Annotated in this window: 17 protein-coding genes and 1 tRNA gene; 10 read left to right on the plus strand and 8 right to left on the minus strand. The window is 70.4% G+C overall.

What is annotated here, in order from left to right; translation table 11 throughout:
- Positions 1 to 113: 113 nt before the first annotated feature.
- The gene (locus ACFWI9_RS06520) at positions 114 to 401 is read left to right on the plus strand and encodes a ribosomal protein L7/L12 (protein WP_387159396.1); all 288 of its coding nucleotides are present in this window, start codon (positions 114 to 116) and stop codon (positions 399 to 401) included.
- Positions 402 to 660: 259 nt separating this feature from the next.
- The gene (locus tag ACFWI9_RS06525; protein WP_387159397.1) at positions 661 to 2208 is read left to right on the plus strand and encodes a serine/threonine-protein kinase; all 1548 of its coding nucleotides are present in this window, start codon (positions 661 to 663) and stop codon (positions 2206 to 2208) included.
- A gap of 254 nt (positions 2209 to 2462) precedes the next feature.
- Here the strand turns inward: ACFWI9_RS06525 and ACFWI9_RS06530 are convergent, their stop codons facing one another.
- Entirely contained in the window at positions 2463 to 3494 is a 1032-nt protein-coding gene (locus ACFWI9_RS06530) for an NAD-dependent epimerase/dehydratase family protein (protein WP_387159398.1), read from the minus strand.
- Positions 3495 to 3804: 310 nt separating this feature from the next.
- On the opposite strand from ACFWI9_RS06530, the gene ACFWI9_RS06535 reads away from it, so the two are divergent.
- On the plus strand, positions 3805 to 4548 hold the full coding sequence (locus ACFWI9_RS06535; RefSeq protein WP_387159399.1) for an SDR family oxidoreductase: 744 nt from the start codon (positions 3805 to 3807) through the stop codon (positions 4546 to 4548).
- Between the two features lie 455 nt (positions 4549 to 5003).
- On the opposite strand, the gene ACFWI9_RS06540 is transcribed toward ACFWI9_RS06535, so the two are convergent.
- The 3 genes from ACFWI9_RS06540 to ACFWI9_RS06550 all read right to left on the minus strand — a co-directional run bounded on the left by ACFWI9_RS06540 (position 5004) and on the right by ACFWI9_RS06550 (position 8670).
- Positions 5004 to 5091 (minus strand) — tRNA-Leu (locus ACFWI9_RS06540).
- Positions 5092 to 5289: 198 nt separating this feature from the next.
- Positions 5290 to 5931, minus strand: a complete 642-nt coding sequence (locus tag ACFWI9_RS06545) for an HAD family acid phosphatase (protein ID WP_387159400.1) — start codon at positions 5929 to 5931, stop codon at positions 5290 to 5292.
- A 183-nt stretch (positions 5932 to 6114) separates the two neighbouring features.
- Complete coding sequence (locus tag ACFWI9_RS06550) at positions 6115 to 8670, minus strand: SpoIIE family protein phosphatase (RefSeq protein WP_387159401.1); 2556 nt, start codon at positions 8668 to 8670, stop codon at positions 6115 to 6117.
- Positions 8671 to 8816: 146 nt separating this feature from the next.
- On the opposite strand from ACFWI9_RS06550, the gene fdhD reads away from it, so the two are divergent.
- Complete coding sequence (fdhD, locus tag ACFWI9_RS06555; RefSeq protein ID WP_387159402.1) at positions 8817 to 9671, plus strand: formate dehydrogenase accessory sulfurtransferase FdhD; 855 nt, start codon at positions 8817 to 8819, stop codon at positions 9669 to 9671.
- A gap of 11 nt (positions 9672 to 9682) precedes the next feature.
- On the opposite strand, the gene ACFWI9_RS06560 is transcribed toward fdhD, so the two are convergent.
- Together ACFWI9_RS06560 and ACFWI9_RS06565 are read right to left on the minus strand one after the other, a co-directional pair.
- Positions 9683 to 10114: a (2Fe-2S) ferredoxin domain-containing protein gene (locus tag ACFWI9_RS06560; protein ID WP_387159403.1), complete on the minus strand. Its 432-nt coding sequence runs from the start codon at positions 10112 to 10114 to the stop codon at positions 9683 to 9685.
- Positions 10115 to 10246: 132 nt separating this feature from the next.
- Positions 10247 to 11290, minus strand: a complete 1044-nt coding sequence (locus ACFWI9_RS06565; protein WP_387159404.1) for a bile acid:sodium symporter family protein — start codon at positions 11288 to 11290, stop codon at positions 10247 to 10249.
- Between the two features lie 149 nt (positions 11291 to 11439).
- On the opposite strand from ACFWI9_RS06565, the gene ACFWI9_RS06570 reads away from it, so the two are divergent.
- From ACFWI9_RS06570 to ACFWI9_RS06595, 6 genes are all read left to right on the plus strand, one after another.
- Positions 11440 to 12333, plus strand: a complete 894-nt coding sequence (locus ACFWI9_RS06570) for a LysR substrate-binding domain-containing protein (protein WP_387159450.1) — start codon at positions 11440 to 11442, stop codon at positions 12331 to 12333.
- Positions 12334 to 12605: 272 nt separating this feature from the next.
- On the plus strand, positions 12606 to 14429 hold the full coding sequence (locus ACFWI9_RS06575) for an AMP-dependent synthetase/ligase (RefSeq protein WP_387159405.1): 1824 nt from the start codon (positions 12606 to 12608) through the stop codon (positions 14427 to 14429).
- A gap of 114 nt (positions 14430 to 14543) precedes the next feature.
- Positions 14544 to 15380, plus strand: coding sequence for an aldo/keto reductase (locus tag ACFWI9_RS06580; RefSeq protein ID WP_387159406.1), 837 nt, complete (start codon positions 14544 to 14546; stop codon positions 15378 to 15380).
- Positions 15381 to 15589: 209 nt separating this feature from the next.
- On the plus strand, positions 15590 to 16495 hold the full coding sequence (locus ACFWI9_RS06585) for a LysR family transcriptional regulator (protein WP_387159407.1): 906 nt from the start codon (positions 15590 to 15592) through the stop codon (positions 16493 to 16495).
- A gap of 91 nt (positions 16496 to 16586) precedes the next feature.
- Positions 16587 to 17159 carry a cysteine dioxygenase gene (locus ACFWI9_RS06590; protein ID WP_387159408.1) on the plus strand — a complete coding sequence of 191 codons (573 nt, stop codon included), beginning with the start codon at positions 16587 to 16589 and terminating at the stop codon, positions 17157 to 17159.
- A gap of 80 nt (positions 17160 to 17239) precedes the next feature.
- Positions 17240 to 18250: a YeiH family protein gene (locus ACFWI9_RS06595; RefSeq protein ID WP_387159409.1), complete on the plus strand. Its 1011-nt coding sequence runs from the start codon at positions 17240 to 17242 to the stop codon at positions 18248 to 18250.
- Here the strand turns inward: ACFWI9_RS06595 and ACFWI9_RS06600 are convergent.
- Entirely contained in the window at positions 18247 to 19167 is a 921-nt protein-coding gene (locus tag ACFWI9_RS06600; protein WP_387159410.1) for a class I SAM-dependent methyltransferase, read from the minus strand. The two genes, ACFWI9_RS06595 and ACFWI9_RS06600, sit on opposite strands and share 4 nt — an antisense overlap.
- Before the next feature lie 65 nt (positions 19168 to 19232).
- Positions 19233 to 20009: a class I SAM-dependent methyltransferase gene (locus ACFWI9_RS06605; protein ID WP_387159451.1), complete on the minus strand. Its 777-nt coding sequence runs from the start codon at positions 20007 to 20009 to the stop codon at positions 19233 to 19235.
- Positions 20010 to 20064: the final 55 nt, after the last annotated feature.

Below are 20064 nucleotides of genomic sequence, written 5' to 3' on the forward strand. Positions count from 1 at the left end.
GACTCACACCCGCTCTCTCTGACTCCCGCGCGCGGTCGGCCCCGCGAGACCGGGGGGCCCCCCCCCCCCCAGCCACCACGACGTTGTCATGGCCTCACGTAGCATTCGGGAACATGGAAATCGCAGTTCTGCTGACAGTCATCGCAGTCCTCATGCTGAGTGGTTCCGTCGAACTCAAACTGAGCCGCATGGAACGCCGGATCTCGCGACTTGAGCGCAAGTTGGACCAGGTGCTGGGTCACATGGGCGTCAGCGAACCGGCTGACCCCCGGTTGGAGCGGGTGACCGCGCTGCTGCGCGAGGGCAGGAAGATCGAGGCGATCAAGGTCTACCGCGGGGTGACCGACGCCGATCTGAAGGAGGCCAAGGACGCCGTGGAGCGTATGGAAGCCGGGCTCTGAGCCCTGCTGGGCCAGGGCTCCCCACCGGCTGGGTCCCTCCGGGCGGGCGCCCCCCGGGGGAAGGCGAGGACGCTCGCTACCGCCACCGGACTCACCGACGCGGTAGGGACTTTCGGGGCCGGAAGGCCGCGCATTTCCTGGGGGACCCGATCATCGCCACCGAGCATGTCACCCACCACCGGGGTCGGCGTTCCGGTGTCAGTGCGTGCGCCGATACTGTGGGCCGGCATCGGCTCTCGGGACTGGGGGGTACCAGTTGGTGGAAGCTCTCAGACCTCATGACCCGCCGCGGATCGGGGGGTACGGGCTGCTGGCGCGGCTCGGCGAAGGCGGCATGGGCGAGGTCTTCCTGGCCCGGACGGCGTCGGGACGCGCGCTGGCGCTGAAGACCGTGCGTCCCGATGTGAGCCGGGAGCCGGGATTCGCCGAACGGTTCGCCCGCGAGATACACACCAGTGACCGGGTCCGCTCCCCCTGGACGGTCACGGTCGTGGACTTCAGCCCGCCGGGGCACGCGCCGCAGTGGCTGGCGACGGAGTACGTCCCCGCGCCGTCGCTCGGTGAATGGGTGCAGCGCCACGGCCCGCTGCCGGAACCGGCGGTACGGGTCCTGGCCCGTGAGCTGTCGGCCGCGCTCGTGGCCGTACGTGAGGCGGGGGTGGTCCACCGCGACATCAAACCGGGCAACATCCTGCTGGGCCCCGAGCGCCCCCTTCTCATCGACTTCGGCATCGCCCGCGCCGTCCGCGACCCGCGTCAGACCCAGACCGGCGCTGTGATCGGCACACCCGGGTATCTCGCTCCCGAACAGGCGGTGGGGACCGCGGCCGGTGCGCCTGCGGATGTCTTCTCGCTCGCGGCGGTTCTGGTGTACGCGGCGACCGGCCGGGGCCCCTTCGCGGGACCTGGCGAAGAGCTCCAACTGCCCACGTTGCTCTACCGGATCGTGCATGACGAGCCGCTGCTCGACGGGGTGCCGGAATCTCTCGCGCCGTTGGTGAAGGAGTGCCTGGCCAAGGCGCCTGAGCAGCGTCCCACGGCCGACGAGATAGGTGCGCGGCTCACCGCCCTCGGTACGGGGAGTTGGGGCGCGGCCGCGCCCCCAGCCCTGCCGGCGGAGGCCGACCGCCGGGAGGCGGAGCTCCGCCGCCTGCTGTCCGTGCCCGAACCCACGGTGGCGGCGATGACGTCACCCGCTCCCGTTCCCGTACCGCCGTACCCGGCGTCGGCTCCGTCGCGGGGCGCGAGACGGGGGCGCGGCCCCCGTACGGTCGCCGCGGTGGCCGCGGTGGCGGTACTGGCCTTGGCCGCCGTCGTTCTCGTGCCCCGTCTTCCCTGGGGCAACGACGGTAACGCCGCCTCCCGCGGCCCCTCCCCCACTGCCGCGTCCTCGTCCGCCGCCACGAGCTCCCTGCCGGCTGCCTGGGTCGGTACATGGACGGGCACCGGCCCCGGTACGCCTGACGCGGACGGCATCAGCAGGCCGAGGACACGGGATTTCTCCGTCACGGTCACCCTTCATGAAGGTGCTGTCGGCGATCTCATCGGGCGGCAGGTCAGCGACCTCGAGGAGATCGCCACCGGCCGCAACCTCGGCTGCACCGAGGCGCTCGAACTGCGGCAGGTGCGCGGGGACACCATGATCTTCGCCGCGGTCACCAGCCGCCCCACCGACCCGTCAGGTGACTTCGCCTGCCGCCAGGGAAACATGTACATCGTCACGAAGTCTGGTGCGGACCGGCTCAACCTCGCCCTGGAGGGTGCGCAGTCCGCCGGTGCTCCTTCGTCGCTGACGCGTGGCCGCTGACGCGCCGTGGCGGACAGACCTAGGGCCGGCACGTGGGCTTGTTCCGTTCGGCCCGGTGAGTTACTCAGATCGGATGAGGTGACTCAGCTGCGTACCGTCTGAAACGAGTTTCCGAGCCACGCTGACCCAGGCTTGCCCCCACGTTCTGTGACGAGGTGGGGCCGGACCGTACGCATACACCGATCACCGAGCGTGAAGCGCCTCCGGTCTGAGAGGGCTCACCAAAGTGCCGGGTCAGGGTTTCCCGCCTTCGCTCAGGCGGCAAGCGGGGCGGTGTCCATGCCCGCGTGGGAGCGGAGTCCGTCGAGGAATTCCCGGATCGCCGCGACTGACGTGTGTGCGGGTAGCCAGCCCAGGTCGCCCCGGGCACGCGAGGTGTCCATCAGCGGGAGCCTCAGTACGGCGTCGAACAGATCGGGCGACGCGGGCACGAGACGCAACCGCCAGGCAGCCGACAGAGCCGCCCGCACCGGTGGCACCGGGACCTTCAGTGTCCGGGCTTCCAGGATCCCGGCGAGTTCGGCGGCGTCGATGGGCGGGTCCGCGGCGAGGTTGAACGGGCCTTTGACCGGGCGCACGACCGCTGCGACGTATGCGGCAGCGGCATCGTCGGTGTGCAGAGCCTGGAAGGTCAGGCCGGGCAGATCCGGAACCGCGGGAAGGAGTGACGGCCGGACGAGCTGGGCCGGCAGGAACCGCCCCGCGAAGATCCTTCGCTGCTGGGACGCCGACTCCTGCTTGAACAGGAACCCGGGACGCATGCGGACCACCCTCATCTCGCGGTGCCGCTGCTCGTACGCGTCCAGGAAGCGCTCCAGGTAGGCCTTCTCCCTGCAGTACGCCGCCTGCGGCCAGCCGTGCGTGGGCCAGGTCTCGTCAACTCGGCTGGTCTTCGGCCCTGGTGAATAGGCACCCACCGAGGAAGCGTGGACGAGTGCCGGCACTCCGGCGGCGGCGGCCGCCTCGAAGACGCGGATGCTTCCCAGCACGTTGGTGCGCCATGTGGTCACAGGGTCGTGCGTGGGCTGGAATTTCCAGGCCAGATGCACGACAGCGTCCACGCCTGTGAAGTGCGGCACGAGGTCGGCGCCGCCCGGGTCCACATCGGCTTCCACCCAGGTGACCTTGTCGGGCCTCCAGCGCGGCGCCCGGCGGGCCAGACCGAGCACCGACGACACATCGGAGCGCCTGACCAGCGCCTCTACGACGCTGGTGCCGGCGTTACCCGTCGCCCCCACGACCGCCACCCGCAGTCCCTCACCCGCACGACGCGTTGCGTGGTTCATGTCGGCTCCTTCCGCGCACCGTCGGGAACGCCGGGCGGCGCGCCGCCTCCTGGACTTCGGCGACGGCCGCGTCGAGAAGCCTCCGCAGACTCATCGTTCGCCATCGCGCCACCCCCGGCACGAGAAGAGACGGACCTCGTACGCGCCTCCTAGGCCAGGCTACTCCGCCTCCTCGCGGCCCACCTTTCGTCGGCCGCCGTTCACCTCTGCGGCCGTGGTGAACCGAGGCGTACCGTGGTCGGAGGCAATGCTTCCGCCCCGCCGTCACCGAGAACCGGGCCACCGAGAAGACCATCGCGAGGGGTGCCTCATGAAGTTCACAGTCCTCGGAGGGACGGGCCTGATCGGCTCCCAGGCAGTCGAGCTGCTTACGGCAGCCGGACACGAGGTGGTGCCTGCCTCGCTGTCGACCGGGGTCGATGTGGTCAGCGGCAAGGGGCTGGACGAGGCCCTCGCGGGCGCCGATGTGGTGGTCAATCTGACGAACTCCCCCACCTTCGACGCGTCCTCGGTCGATTTCTTCGAGACGTCGATGGCTGCCGTCGGAGCCGCGGCGGATGCGGCCGGGGTGGGCCACCATGTGATTCTCTCGATCGTCGGTGTGGACCAGGTGCCCCAACTCGACTACTACCGGGCCAAGGCCGCCCAGGAGAACGCCCTCGCGAACGGGCCGATCGCGTTTTCGATCGTGCGGGCCACCCAGTTCTACGAGTTCGTCGAGACCATCATGTCCTGGACGAGCGACGGCGACATCGTCCGTCTGCCGCCGACCCCTGTGCAGCCGATGGCGTCGGCCGATGTCGCCGCCGCGGTCGTGGGCACCGCCTCCGGGTCCCCGTTGCGGGGCACCCGCAACACCGGCGGCCCCGAGGTGTTCCCCCTCAGCGAGCTGGGCCGGATCACCCTGGGCGCCCGGCCTGACGGCCGTCGTGTGGTGACGGACGACCAGGCGGGCATGTTCGCCGTGGTCCCCGGCGATGTGCTCACTGCTCCGGAGGGCGCCGACCTGGGTCCCACCTACTACCGGGACTGGCTCGAAGGCGGCCGGAAGTAGCCATGCCGCCGACCGCCGCCTCCGCCGCCTGATCACCCGGCTCGTCGTCGTCGGCGGTCAGCGTCGAGCCGGCGTCGCGGGCGAGCCGATCGAGCAGCATGAAAGCCCGGGTACTCACAGGGTTCACCGTCAGCTCCGATCCGGGCTCGCGATCTCCGAGCCCGTATCGCCGCACCATGCGTTTTCCGACAACAGCGATACACGCACTTCGTGGCTCTCCAATTTGCGCGGGGTTCCGGCTTCGGCCTGCGATTTTGCGGCACGACCGGGGCCTTGCCGCAAGCCCCCTGGTGCGCTATACGTTGAGAGTGGCGGGGAGTGCGTCCACCTCACCCGGCTTTCTCGAGATCCTCAAGATCCGATCGTCCGACTCGGCCCTCCGATCCCGCCGGAGACACGGAATTTCGGGGTGCACCGAAAAACACAGAAGACCCCTGATCAACAGGGGTCTTCGCTGGTGTCCGAGGGGGGACTTGAACCCCCACGCCCGATAAAGGGCACTAGCACCTCAAGCTAGCGCGTCTGCCATTCCGCCACCCGGACCAGGTGTTTTGCCTCGCGGTGTTCCCCGCGGCGACATGGACAACTCTACCAGGGCTTCGGGGTGCTCCTGAACCGCATTTCGGGTGGTCAGTGGCGTGCCCGGAGGGGTTTGTTACGCTGTGCGACATCGCCACCACCCAAGGTGGCCCCAATGGACCGGGAGCGGTCCACCGAGGCCACCCTGGGGTCACCCGGTGGTCAGGAGAGGGCGCCGTCGTAGTCGGGCAGCTTGAACGTCCGCTCCGCGTGGCCGCCGACGAGGTCGGTGTCCCGGTTGCCGATGTTGGCGATGATCGTGTAGCCCTTCGCCTCGATCTCGGCACGCTTGCGGGTCTTGTACGCGCTGACTTCGTCGAAGAGGTCGGGCAGGTCACGCACGTACAGGCCGTCGACCGGGTAACCGGCCTTCTTCAGGTTGTAGTCCGTGATGGAGTAGATGATGCCCGGGCGCGCGGTGACGAAGAAGATGTCCACGCCGCGTGAGTCGGCGAACCGGGCGAGGTCCCGGACCTGCTTGATGGCGGGGGTGGGCCACTCCCAGAACGGGTGGAAGTCCGTCTCCAGCGACGAGTTGTCGATGTCGAGGACGATCGCCTGCTTCCTGGTGGAGGGCTGCGAGGTGCGCTGCTCGATGTAGGGGCGGGCCACGGCGATGACCGCGTCGACGTCGCGCTGCCAGGTCGCGTAGTCGACACCGGCGACCCCTGCGGCGGTGGTCGCGGTCTGGTGCTTCGCAGCGGACTGCGCCGGGGCGGCGGCGGATGCCGTCGGGGCGGATACGGCGAGGGCCGCGGCGGCGAGGACCGCGGCTGCGCCGGTCTTCCATCTGCGTACATGCATGAGGGGACTCCTGGGGATGGGGATGCGGCGGCTCAGGGCATGCCCGTACGTCGTTCAAACGAACGAGCGTTGGCATGCTCGCGCCTCATGATGTACGGAATGGAACATTCCATCTACTGGTCAGTAGCCACAAATTTCAGGGAGTTGACGGCATATGACCGCGCGCCGGAGATTGTGTGCAGATCAACCGGCGGCTGAACGGCCCAGCGTTCGCTCGGTTTCGGGTCCGGTCCAGCGGGCGGTGAGCAGCAGTGCGATGTCGTCGGGACGGTCGGTGGAGCGCCGCGCGTCCCGGATGAGGCGGTCGGCGACCTCGGCGACGGTGGCCGGGCCCGACCGTTCGAGGGTGGAGCGCAGTTGCTCGATGCCTATGTCGATGTCCCTGCCCGGGCGTTCGATCAGGCCATCGGTGAACAGGGCCAGCACCTCGCCCGGCTTGATGCTCAACTCGCTGACGGGGTAGGCCTCCGCGGGGTCGACACCGAGGATGAGGCCGCCCGCGAGGTCGAGCACCTCGGTGGTGCCGTCGGGTCGGCGGATCAGCGGCTGCGGGTGTCCGGCCCGTACGGCTTGGGCGTCGCCGGTGGCGGGGTCGAGCCGGACGTAGCAGCAGGTGGCGAAGTGGGCGGGATCGAGGTCGCTGAGGAGCCGGTTGGTGCCGCTGACCACGTCCGCGGGCTCCAGGCCGGCGAGCGCGAAGGCGTGTACCGCGCTGCGCAGTTGGCCCATGATGGCCGCCGCGGACACGCCATGCCCTTGGACGTCGCCGATGACCAGGTCGAGACCGCGGTCCGTCTCGATGACGTCGTACCAGTCGCCTCCGACATCCATGCCCTGGGTGCCCGGCAGATAGCGGCCGACTGTCTCCACGTTCTCGATCGCGGGCAGCCGGTGCGGTAGCAGTGCGTCCTGGAGGCCGCGTGCCAGGGCCGCTTCGGTGTCGTAGCGCCGGGCACGTTCGAGAGCCTGGGCGATCAGGCCGGCGAGGGCCGTGAGCACCGTACGTTCCTCGGGGGCGAAGCCGCGCGGCTGGTCGAAACCGAGGATGCAGGAGCCCACGGGCCGTCCGGAGGCGATCAGGGGGAGGAAGGCCCGTGCGCCGACCGCGGCGTCCAGGGGGATGCCGGGGTAGGCGGAGGCCAGCAGTTCCATGGATTCGAAGAAGATCGGACGTCCTGTGGTGAGGGTCTCCACACCGGGCAGCCGGGCGTCGAGCCCCACCCCCTCGAAGGGTTCGAGGAATCCGGCCGGGAAGCCGGTCTCCCAGGCGAGATAGAGATGCCGCTCGTGGAGTACGTAGATGGCCAGCTGGCGTCCGCCGAACGCGGGTAGCAGTTCCTCGGTGACGACCGCCGACACCTGCCTCGCCGTGACGGCCTCCGTCAGGGCGATGGCGAGGGCGACCGGCCGGTACAGGGCGGTGGCGTGGTCGCCGGGTGCGGCGAAGGCCAGACCGGCTCCGGGGCGGCTGATGGACGCGGTCCCGTATTCGGGGCGGTCGGCGGCGGCGATGGTCCCGGTGAGCCCGTGGTGGCCGGGGTAGAGCGATACCGAGACCCAGTCCTGCCGACCCCGCTCCACCTGGAAGCGCACCGGGTCGTCGGAGAGCAGCGCGGCCCGGTAGTAGTCCTCGTAGGCGGGCCGGTCCAGCCAGGGCACGGCGTCCCACAGCACCCGGCCGATCAGCTCGGTTCGGCTGAGACCGAGCAGTGCCTCCGCGGTGCGGTTGACGTAGGTGATCCGCGCGGACCGGTCGAGCGAGAAGAGCCCGTCGGGCAGCCGGTCGGCGACCGCCTCGCCGGCGATCACTCCCGAGCCGAGATCGATCAGCGAGCCGGCGAGGCGCCGCACGCCGATCCCGCCGCCCGGCGGATGGACGGGGCGGCCCGCGAGCTCAAGCAGGGACGAGGGTCCGTCGGGGCGCTGCAACCGCAGCCTGCGGACCACCGGCCGACCGTCCTGGGCGGCTTCCCTGGCGACGACCCACAGCTGGTAGACGTCCTCGGGCACCACCCGCGCGGTAAGCGCCTCGACCCGGCCGTCGAACTCGTCCGGACTGATGCCGAGGATGGCGCAGAACTCCTCGTCGGCGATGAGGTCTCCGCTGCTGAGATCCCAGTCGAACGTGCCGATCCGCAGCGGCCGGGCGGTGGCCTCGGGGGTCTGCACCACCAGGGGCTCGCCGCTCCAGCTCACGGGTATGCCGTCCCGCTCCAGCTGGGCGAGTGCGGCACCGAGTCGCAGACCGGCCTGGCTCATCCGACGCTGGTCGGACTGCTCGACGGGATGTCCCGGGGTGGCGGGGCGCAGTGCCACCAGCACTCCGAACTTCTCGCCGGCGTTCTCGGTGGGCACGTAGAGGGAGCCGAAGGGGAACGGAAGCCCGGCCATGAGCTGGGGGAAGCGGCGCATGGCCTCCTCGCTGTCGGCGAGGTGGATGGGCTCGGACGTGCGGTAGCACTCGGCCACGGGGAACGGGCGGTTCACATGCATACGCCACCAGGGGCGCATCAGCTCGCCCGGTAGTCCGACGAGAACGGCCAGGCGGAGCAGGCCTTCGGATTCCGAGCGCAGATATACCCCACCGGCGTACCCGCCCACCGCGCCGGTGGCATTGACCGCGGCTTCGGCGAGCACGAGTCCGAGCCCGTCCGCACCGGTGACAGCGCCGACGCTCGTCCCATGATGCTGCCCGCGCCTGCTGCGCGGGCCATGCCTCGCCGCGCCGTACCAGGTCACACAGCAAGGATGCGTCAGGGCCGTACGGGAGCGCACCTCAGGCGTACGGGCGGACGGTCCGCGGCTCCGGAGACGGGACGGAGACGCGAGACGGCGACAATGGGACCACTGAAACCACCGCACGCACAGAACCGGGACTGATCACCATGGGACGGGTCACCGAGCGCCGCCGCACGATCCGGATCAGGGACGGGGCGGTGGCCGTCCGGCCGGACACCCTGGTCGCCGAGGAACCCATGGAGATCCGGCTGAACGGCCGGCCGCTGGCCATCACCATGCGTACGCCGGGCGACGACTTCGCACTCGCGGTGGGCTTCCTGGTCAGCGAGGGTGTGATCGGCGCCGCCGAGGACATCAGGTCGGTCGTGTACTGCGCGGGCGCGGAGCCCGGCGGTGGCGCGAACACCTACAACGTCGTCGATGTGCAGCTCGCGCCCGGCGTCCCGGTGCCGGACATCACGCTGGAACGCAACGTCTACACCACATCCTCCTGCGGTCTGTGCGGCAAGGCCAGCCTCGACGCCGTACGCACCGCCACCCGGTTCCCGATCACCGGCCGCTCCCCGTCGACTCCGGCGCTGCGGGTCGAGTCGGCGCTGCTGGCCCGACTCCCCGAGCGCCTGCGGGCGGCACAGCGGGTCTTCGACAAGACCGGCGGGCTCCACGCCGCCGCGCTGTTCTCGGCGGACGGCGAGATGCTGGACGTCCGCGAGGACGTGGGACGGCACAACGCCGTGGACAAGCTGGTCGGCAGGGCGCTGCGGGAGGGCCTGCTGCCGTTGTCGCGGGCGATCCTGCTGGTGTCCGGTCGGGCGTCGTTCGAGCTGGCGCAGAAAGCGGTGATGGCGGGGATCCCGGTGCTGGCGGCCGTTTCAGCGCCCTCGTCGCTGGCCGTGGACCTGGCTTTGGAGTCGGGTCTCACCCTGGTCGGCTTTCTGCGCGGGCCCGACATGAACGTGTACGCGGGCGAAGAGCGCGTCGCACTGCCTTCGCGGGTGTGAGGCGGCGTTGCTCAGCGGGCGGCGCGAGGGCGGGCCGCCGGGGGTGTGATGAGCTGGAGCGCTAGGGTGGCGGAGGGTTCGGCGAGCCCCGGGCCGCCGGCGTGCAGCCAGTCGAGCACCTCCCGGGTCGCTTCGTCGTCGAGCACCCAGCCCAGCCAGACGGGACGCGCGCCCCGGGACCTGGCGGCCGAAGACGGCTGCACGACCACCACGTTGGCCTGGCCGCACGGCCCGAGGCACTCGCTGGTGCGCACCGCGAAGCGGCCGGCCGACGCGGCTGCGGCCTCGCGCAGCCTGCGGACCTGCGCCTCATGGTCGGTTCCCGGGTTCTTCCGGGGATCGCCGCAGCAGCAGCCGCGGCAGACCACCAGTGTGCAGGGGCGTGCCGCCCGGGGAGCGACCACGCCGGCGGCGCGGGCTATCGGGGGTTCGAGTGCGGGCATGGCCGCACGCTATCGCTCCCTGGTGGGAGTCTGTGCCACGGGCTAATCACCCTGTTCCCGGTGTTGCCGCAGGTCCGTGGTGTGCCGCTGGTCCCGGTTGCCGCGGGCCGCGGCTCCGCTGGCGGCCCTCCGCTACGTGTTGTTCGCGACCTGGCGCTGCCTGGTCCGCTGGGAGGGTTCGAGCCCGGGGCGGCGCCCGGACCGGCGTTTCGCGATCACCGCGCACACCATCAACTGCAACTGGTGGAAGAGCATCAGCGGTAGAACGGCGAGCCCCGCGTGTGCGCCGAAGAGCACACCGGCCATCGGAAGTCCCGCGGCGAGACTCTTCTTGGAGCCGGCGAACTGGATCGCGATGAGGTCGCCGCGGCCGAAGCCGAGCCGCTTCGGGACGTACCAGGTCAGCACCAGCATCACGGCGAGCAGCGCCGCCTCCACGAGCAGCAGTGCACCCAACCGCAGCGGGGTGACCTGGTGCCAGACGCCCGCGACCATGCCCTCGCTGAAGGCGGCGTACACCACCAGCAGGATCGAACCGCGGTCCACCAGGTGGGACTTCCTGCTGTGCCGTGCCACGAAGCCCGCCGTCCAGCGGCGTGTCAGCTGTCCGGCGAGGAACGGCAGCAGCAGTTGCCACACGATCCTGAGCATCGCGTCCGTGGAGAAGCCGCCCGCCTGCTGTCCGAGGAGGAGCGCGGCCAGCAGAGGGGTGAGGAAGATTCCGGCGAGACTGGAGAACGAGCCCGCGCAGATCGCGGCGGACACGTTGCCGCGGGCGATCGATGTGAACGCGATCGAGGACTGGACGGTCGACGGGACCAGGCAGAGGAAGAGCAGTCCGGTGTAGAGCTGCGGGGCGAGCAGCCACGGGACCAGTCCCCGTGCGGCGAGTCCGAGGAGCGGGAAGAGCAGGAACGTCGCCGCCAGTACGGTCAGGTGCAGGCGCCAGTGCCGCATCCCGTCCAGTGCCTCACGGGTGGACAGGCGCACCCCGTAGAGGAAGAACAGCAGGCCGATGGCGCCTGTGGCCGCTCCGTCGACGACGGTGGCCGCCGCGCCGGAGGCAGGCAGCAGCACCGCGAGCAGGACTGTGGCGGTCAGCACCGTCAGGAACGGGTCGAGCGGCAGCCGGGACGGCGCACGGAGCGGTAGGCGCGAAGGGACAAGGCGGCTCATGCTCTCTGCGCTTCCTGTGCTCTCGTGCGGTTGCTGGCGAGCCGCGTGGTTGACGGGGCGACGCACTCCCCATCGTCACCGGCGGGAGGCCGATCGGGAATCCCGTACTCCGGACTGACTGTCATCACGTTTCGCGATGGGCGCGTAGCCTGAGAAGTGTGTACGACCCGACCCACCTGCGTACCTTCCTCGCGGTCGCTCAGACCCTGAGCTTCACCGAGGCCGCCCGCCGGCTCGGGGTGCGCCAGTCGACGGTGAGCCAGCATGTGCGCAGGCTGGAGGGCGCCACGGGTCGCCGGCTGTTCACCCGGGACACGCACAGCGTGCGGCTCACCGAGGATGGGGAGGCCATGCTGGGCTTCGCCCGGTCGATTCTGGACGCGCAGGAACGCGCCGCCGCCTTCTTCTCCGGGAGCCGGCCACGTGGGCGGCTGCGTTTCGGGGCGTCCGAGGACTTCGTCCTCACCCGGCTGCCGGAGATCCTCAGGACGTTCCGCGGCGAGCACCCCGAAGTGGATCTGGAACTCACGGTCGCGCTGTCCGGCACGCTCCACCGGCGGCTTGACGCGGGTGGGCTTGATCTGGTGCTCGCCAAGCGGGCTGTGCGCGACGGGCCCGGTGAACTGGTGTGGCGGGACACATTGAGCTGGATCGGCGCCCCTCGGGTCAGTCCGGACCCGGACCGCCCCGTGCCCCTGATCGTCTTCCCTCCGCCGGGTATCACCCGCGCCCGGGCTCTGGAGGCCCTCCAGTCGCACAACCGGGCCTGGCACGTGGTGTGTACGAGCACCAGTCTCAGCGCGCTGATCGCGGCGGCGCGGGCGGAGCTCGGGGTGATGGCCCATACCCGTGGACTGGTGCCACCCGGCCTCGCCCCGGTGCCTGCCAGGGCGGGGCTGCCCACGCTGGGCGAGGTGGACTTCGTACTACTCCACGGCCACCGGCCCGGCGCCTCCCGCGGCACCCGGGAGGCCGCCGACGCGCTCGCTGCCTCGATCCTCGCGGGCGGCGACCGGTTGCACCGCGCCGGGGCGCCGTGGTGAGCGGTGTCGCGGCAAGAGGCCTCGCACAGCCCGCTTGAGCCTCGCACTCACGTAGAGCGGCCGTGACCGCCTCGTACAGATTCGGTGTAGATTACCGGCATTCTCATGTGCTCTTTGGGCAGAGCCTTGCCCAACGCCCCCTCATATGGCCGGATATGAACGGCTGACCAGCAGCGATGCGAAATGTGCCGACTTGCTGGAGCCCCTCCCCAGCGGGCTCGCGGTGGGGTACCGTCACCGGCGCTGTGCGGAGCGCCACAAGGAGCAGGTCATTGCGTGAGTTCACGGTTCCACCTTTGGCGACGGCCCCACCTGTCGGCGGCCTGGCGGATGCCGTGTTCGACAACGCCCGATCGGATCCGGATCGTGTCGCCCTCAGCCGCAAGGACCATCAGGGCGAGTGGCGTGATGTGACCGCCGGCGAGTTCCGCGATGAGGTGCTGGCCCTCGCGAAGGGGCTGCTCTCGGAAGGCGTACGTTTCGGCGACCGGGTCGCGATCATGTGCCGTACCCGGTACGAGTGGACGCTCTTCGACTTCGCGCTCTGGGCCGTCGGTGCGCAGAGTGTGCCCGTCTACCCGACGTCGTCCGCCGAGCAGGTCTTCTGGATGCTGCACGACGCCGAAGTATCCGCCTGCGTGGTCGAGCACGAGGACCATGCCATGACCATCGGGTCGGTCATCGACCGGCTTCCGCTACTGAAGCGGCTGTGGCAACTGGACAAGTCAGCCGTGGCCGAACTGACCACGGCGGGCGAGCGCATCGAGGAGGAGGTGGTGCAGCGGCACCGCCGGGCGGTGACTCCCGAGTCGGTGGCGACGATTATCTACACCTCGGGGACGACGGGCCGCCCCAAGGGCTGTGTGATCACCCACGCCAACTTCATGTACGAGACCGACACCCTGATCGAACGCTGGGAGCCGGTCTTCCACTCCAAGCCGGGCGACGAGCCGGCGACCCTGCTCTTCCTGCCCCTGGCGCATGTCTTCGGCCGTATGGTGCAGGTCGCGGCGATCCGCGGCCGAGTCAGGATGGGCCATCAGCCGGTGCTCCAGGCCAGTGCGCTACTGCCGGATCTCGCGTCCTTCCGGCCGACGTTCATCCTGGCTGTCCCCTACATCTTCGAGAAGGTCTTCAACGCGGCGCGGCGCAAGGCGGAGGCCGGCGGGAAGTCGGGGCCTTTCGACAAGGCAGCCGATGTCGCGGTGCGCTATGCCGAGGCGCTGGAGCACCGGGCGTTCGGGCTCGGCCCCGGGCCTTCGGCGACGCTGAGGGTGCAGCACCAGTTCTTCGAGAAGGTCGTCTACCAGAAGGTCCGTGACGCGATGGGCGGCCGGGTGCGGCACGCCATGTCCGGCGGGTCCGGTATGGACCGGCGGCTCGGCTTGTTCTTCGAAGGCGCCGGGGTGACCATCTTCGAGGGCTACGGACTCACCGAGTCGACCGCCGCCGCGACCGCGAATCCCCCCGAGCGCACCAAGTACGGCACGGTAGGCCAGCCCATCCCCGGCACGACCGTCCGTATCGCCGAGGACGGTGAGGTATGGCTGCGCGGTGGACAGATCTTCGCCGGCTACCTCAACGATCCGAAGTCGACCGACGCGGTGCTGAACGACGGCTGGCTCGCCACCGGAGATCTCGGCGCGCTGGACGAGGAGGGCTATCTGACGATCACCGGGCGAAAGAAGGAGATCCTGGTGACCTCCGGCGGCAAGAGCGTGTCGCCGGTGGGCCTTGAGGAACGGGTCAGGGCACATCCGCTGGTGGCCCAGTGCATCGTGGTCGGCAACGACCGGCCGTTCATCGCGGCCCTGGTCACCGTGGACCAGGAGGCCGTCGACCATTGGCTGGCCATGCACAACAGGGCCCCTATGCCGCCGTCCGAACTCGTACGCGACCCCGATCTGGAGATGGAGATCCGGCGTGCGGTGGTGGCCGCCAACACCCTGGTGTCGCAGGCGGAGTCCATCAGGACATTCCGGATACTGGCGCATCCGTTCAGTGAGGAGCACGGGCTGCTCACCCCGTCACTGAAGCTGAAACGCAAGGCGATCGAGACGGCCTACGCGGAAGAGGTCGACGCTCTCTACCGCTGAGACCACGGATACCGCCGCACCGATACCCGCCGATATCACTGAGCCGGAATGTCGCTGTCCGTTTGTTCGTTGTCCGGAGCAGCAGGCAGAGACGAACGTGAGGACCGACTGCTCGTGAGCAACATCCCCTCCATCACCCTGAACAACGGCGTGCCGATGCCGCAGCTCGGTTTCGGCGTCTGGCAGGTCCCCGACGACGAGGCGACCAGGAGCGTCGCCACGGCCCTGGACGCCGGCTATCGGAGCATCGACACGGCAGCCATCTACGAGAACGAGAAGGGCACGGGCCGCGCGCTGGCCGACTCGGGGATTCCCCGTGAGGAACTCTTCATCACCACCAAACTCTGGAACAGCGACCAGGGCTACGACGCGACCCTCCGCGCCTTCGACGCCTCCCTGGAACGGCTGGGCCTCGACTACCTCGACCTGTATCTCATCCACTGGCCGGTACCGGCCAGGGATCAGTATGTGGACACTTACCGGGCCTTCGAAACACTCCTCGCGGAGGGGCGCACCCGGGCGATCGGGGTGTCCAACTTCCTCCCCGGGCATCTGCAGCGGCTGCTGGGCGAGAGCACGGTCGTGCCCGCCGTCAACCAGATCGAGCTGCATCCCCAGCTTCAGCAGGAGGAGTCCCGCGCCCTTCATTCCCGGCACGGCATCGCCACCGAGGCATGGTCGCCGCTGGGTCAGGGGCGTGGGCTGCTCGAGGTGCCCACGGTTGTGGCGGTCGCCCGCAAGCACGGTCGCAGCCCCGCTCAGGTCGTGCTGCGCTGGCACCTCCAGATGGGCAATGTGGTGATCCCCAAGTCCGTGACTCCCTCCCGGATCCGGGAGAACATCGACGTCTTCGGCTTCGAGCTGGACGCGGACGACCTCGCCGCCTTCGCCGCGCTCGGTGAAGAGCGCCGACTGGGCCCCGACCCGGCCACCTTCAGCCTCGGGGCCTGACCCGCGAATCCCCGTGGAGTCCCGGGACGGGGTCTGCGGCGCGTCCGGCCGTCGTTCCTCGGTGGTGGGTCAGGTCACCGGAGTGCCCGCCGCCGGGGAGGCAGTGCGGACCGTGCTGCCGGCGATACCCGCCGGTTCCAGCCGCAAGGTGGATCGAACGGCAGATACCGCCGCCTTTGAGCACCCCAATTTCCGCTTATGCTTTCATCGTGTTCGACTCCCGGTACATCAAGACCTTCCACGAGGTGGTGAGGAGCGGCTCCTATTCGGCGGCTGCACGCGCGCTCGGCTACACCCAGCCGGCCGTCAGCCAGCAGATGAAGGCGCTCGAACGGGACGTCGGCACCCCCTTGTTCACCCGGGTCGGACGGGGCCTCAGGCTCACCGAGGCCGGTGAGGCGCTCAGGCGGCACGCGGGAACGATCCTGGGCAGCCTCTCGGCGGCCCAGCAGCAGATAGACGCCATCGCGAGGCTCCGCTCCGGGCGAGTGACGGTGTGCGCCTTCCCCAGCGCGGGGGCGACCGTCCTTCCAGAGGTCATGGCGCGGCTGACCGCGGAACACCCGGGGATAAGGGTGGAACTGGTGGAGAACGAACCACCCGAGTCGCTCCGGCTGGTGGCGCAGGGCGAGTGCGATATCAGCCTGGCCTTCAGCTATCCGGGCCAGCCGACCGAAATCCCGGAGGAACTCGCCGAAATCCCCCTTCTTGAGGACCCCCTCACCGTGCTGCTGCCCACGGGGCACCCGCTCGCCCGGCGCCGGAACGTGCGCCTGTCCGACCTGGCGCATGAGCGCTGGATCGCGGGATGCCTGCGCTGCCGCGCCCATTTCCTGCAATCCTGCGCGGAGGAGGGCTTCACCCCCGACATCGCCTGCACCACGGATGACAACCTGGTGCTGCAGAGCCTGGTGGCCGCCGGGGTGGGCATCGCGGTGGTCCCCGCGCTGGTGCTGTCGTTCCTCTGCCACGAGAAGGTCACCGGGCGGATCGTGGAACCTCACACCCGTCGACAGATATCCGCCTACGTGCTCCGGGACCATATGCGGATCCCCGCCACCGCCCTGGTGCTCGACCAGCTCAAGGCTGTGTCGGAGGCAAGGATCGGCTGCTGAGCGGCCCGTGGCCGATCCATAAGCGTTTTCTTGAGGCATGGCAATCAACACTCCTTGGACGTGAGAGGCGTGTCGGGCGGACGCTGCGTCCATGACCCCTGCGAACACGGCCACCGCCACCGCTCCACCATCCCGGATCACCGAGCCCCTGCGCGAGCTCGTGGCAGGAATACGCCAAACCGTCCAGCGGGGGCTGGCGCCCGAGCCCACCGCGCAGCTCGTGGCTCAGCGGCTCGCGCCGTGTCTGGGCCTGCCCGGCCTGCTCCTCGCCGAGCATCACGAGGGCTACCCGGACCGCTATCGGCAGCATGTCCTGCACGCCGAGCAGGACGGCAGCTTCTCGCTGGTGGCCCTGGTCTGGCTGCCCGGTCAGAGCACCGCGATCCACGACCACGTCTCCTGGGGCGTCACCGGCGTCCACCAGGGCGAGGAGTCCGAGCGCCGCTACCGCCTGGTCCCGGGCGACTCCACGGCCCGGCTGGTCGCCACCGAGGATGTGGTCAGCCCACAGGGAGCTGTCGCCGCCTTCACCCCGCCCGGCGACATCCATCTCGTCCGCAACTCCGGTACGGAAAAGGCCATTTCCCTGCACGTCTACGGAGCCGACGTCTCCCGCCTGGGCAGCAGCGTCCGGCGTGTGTACGACCTGCCGGCTGACCGGTGACGGCCGTCACGGAGCCCGTCCGAGGGCGCGGGGCCGCTCCGCGGTCTGTCGCGAGGCGATCTCTGGCGAGGACCGCCTGGGTGGCCGTCCCCGGCCCCGTCCGCAGGCTCGCTCCGGGGCTCGGGCTGGCAGCCGCCGGCGTGTTCGCGGCCTCGCTCGTGCACCTCGCGCTGCCGGGCGTGCCGATGCTCACCGCCGCGGTCGTGCTGGGCATCGCGACGGCGCACACCCCGTGGGTGCGCACCGGCGTCAAGGGGCTGTGCCGTCCGGGACTCACTCTGGCCGCGAAACGGCTGATGCGGATCGGCATCGTGCTGCTCGGTCTGAAGCTGGCCGTAGGCGACGTTCTGGCACTGGGCTGGGCGACGGTCGGCATGGTGTTCGCCGTCGTCGGCGCCACCTTCTGGGGCACCTGGTGGCTGGGCCGTCGGTTCGGACTGCCCGGCGACCAGCCGCTGCTGATCGCCACCGGTTACTCCATCTGCGGCGCTTCCGCGATCGGCGCGGTGAGCGCGGTGAACGACAGCGACGAGGACGACGTGGTCACCTCAGTCGCTCTGGTCACCTTGTGCGGCACCCTGGCCATCGCCGTACTGCCTTTGCTGCACGGTCCGCTGGGGCTGACCGACGCCGAGTTCGGCCGCTGGGTGGGCGCAAGCGTCCATGACGTGGGTCAGGTGGTCGCCACCGCCCAGACGGCCGGTGCGGACGCGCTGGGCGAGTCCGTCCTGGTCAAGCTGATGCGCGTGGCCATGCTGGCTCCCCTGGTGGCGGCGGTGGCGATCGCCGCGCGCCGCCGCGGCCGCGCCAACACCGCCACCACCACGGCGCGGCCTCCGCTGGTACCGCTGTTCGTCCTGGGCTTCCTCGCCATGGTGGCGTTGCGCACGACCGGACTACTGCCCGCGGACGCGCTCACGGCCGCGAGCAGGGCCCAGGAACTACTGCTGGCCGCCGCGTTGTTCGGGCTCGGCAGTGCCGTTCATCTGCCGTCGCTGACCCGGACCGGGCTGCGGATCGCCGGGGTGGGGCTGACCGCCTGGGTGCTCATCGCGGCGGCCTCGTACGCGGGGGTGCTGCTGACGGCCTAGGAGCCCGTGGACCTGGCCGTGTGCACGGTACGGGCGGTGAGCAGGAAGGAGTCCGGGCGGTGCATCAGCCCCTGCTCGTCGTCCGGGTCCAGCAACCGGTCGATCACCGACAGGTCGTCCCCGTCCAGCCGCCCCTCCACGACGGAGCGCAGCCAGGAGAACGCCGACACCAGTTGCTCGCGCTGGGCCGCGGTCAGTGGTGCCGGGATGTCGAGGAGGAACGAGCGGCTACGGGCGTCCGACAGGCCCGCGGCGGCCAGCAACGCGGGCCAGTGCTCCACCGTGGCCGTATAGCCCGGCAGCGCCGCTCGCATCTCCTCGAACCAGACGCTGCTCGCCCCGTCGATCCGGGACTCCAGGCCGGGACGTCCGATGCCGATGTCACGCGGCAGATGCCGGGCCTGGAGCCCGCCTTCGAGCACGGCGATCAGCCCGCCGGGACGCAACCGCGCCGCGAAGGCCGCGAGGGCGCGGCGCTGGTCGCCCATGTGGTGGACCGAGTTCCCGGCCCAGATCAGGTCGGCGGTGCCCAGTTCCTCAAGACCGTCGGGCGCTTCGGCGGCATGGACGCGTACGCGGTCCCCGAGGCCGCTGCGGACGGCCCGGGCGCGTACGCGGTCCAGGAGCTGGGGTGTGGCGTCCACCGCCACCACCTCCGCGTACGGGAACGTCTCGGCGAGCAGGCAGGTCAGCACCCCGGGGCCGCTGCCGATGTCGAAGACGCGGCGCACGTCCTCGGCGGGCAGCTCTTCGGCGACCCAGGCCGCGGCCTGGGCGGACAGCGGCCGGTGCATTTCGGCACCGCTTTCGAGGACCGGGGCGAGTGCGTCCCAGTCGATGTCGGTGGCGGCGGGGTGACCGCCGCTGGATGAGTCGGCGTGGTGCTGGTGCTGGTGCTGGTGCTGGTGAGAGCTCATGCGGACAGGGTGCGACTTGTGCGGGGCTGCCGGCGAGCATCTTTGCGGTTACCGCAAAGAAGTCGTCACGATGGAGACGGGATCGCCGAAGCACCGCTCTGCCCCACCGGTTCCCGCCCTACCCGGCGCAGGGCCAGCAGCCGGAACCGGGGGTCCGGTCGGGGTTCGTCCGCGCCGGGCAACCCGGTCAGCCGGGCGGCGAGCAGTTCGGCGACCGCACCCCGGGCCGCCAACCGGGACGCGTACTCGCCCCGCAGCAGCGCCTGCGCAGTGCTGCGGGGGGAGCGGCCCTGCCCATGCCCGATGAAGCGCGCGGCCCCGGCCGGGATGAGGCCGTGTTCCGCGCCGAACTCCTCGATACGCTCTGCGCGGTCGTACGCCTCGGCCGTACGGTAGGGCTCCAGCACGGCGTCGATATCGCAGCCGACATCGTGCCCGGCGTCCTTGTCGACCGTGGCGATGAACACCCCGCCGGGACGCAGGACGCGCGCCACCTCGGCGACCACGGCCCGTGCGTCCCGTACGAGATGCAGCAGCCAGACCGCGCTGACCACGTCCACGGACGCCGCGGGAAGCGGCAGTCGGCGCACGTCGGCGAGGACCACGTCGCCCACTCGCCGGGCGGCGATCCTGGCCATTCCGGCCGAGGAGTCGACGCCGATCACCCGCAGTCCGGGCCGGTGCAGCCGCTCGGTGACAAGGCCGGTGCCGCATCCGATGTCGAGCAACGACCGGGCGGCGGTCGGCACCAGGGACAGCACCGCGGCGGCTGCCGCAGCCGCGCGGGGCTCCCCGCCCCGCGTGGCGTCGTACACGGCCGCCTCCCGGTCGTAGTCGAGCAGGGTGTCCCGGACCGCTCCGGAACCGGAGTCCGTCCGGGAAACCCCCGATATCGCA

The sequence above is a fragment of the Streptomyces sp. NPDC127084 genome (assembly GCF_042724175.1).
Lineage (GTDB): Bacteria > Actinomycetota > Actinomycetes > Streptomycetales > Streptomycetaceae > Streptomyces.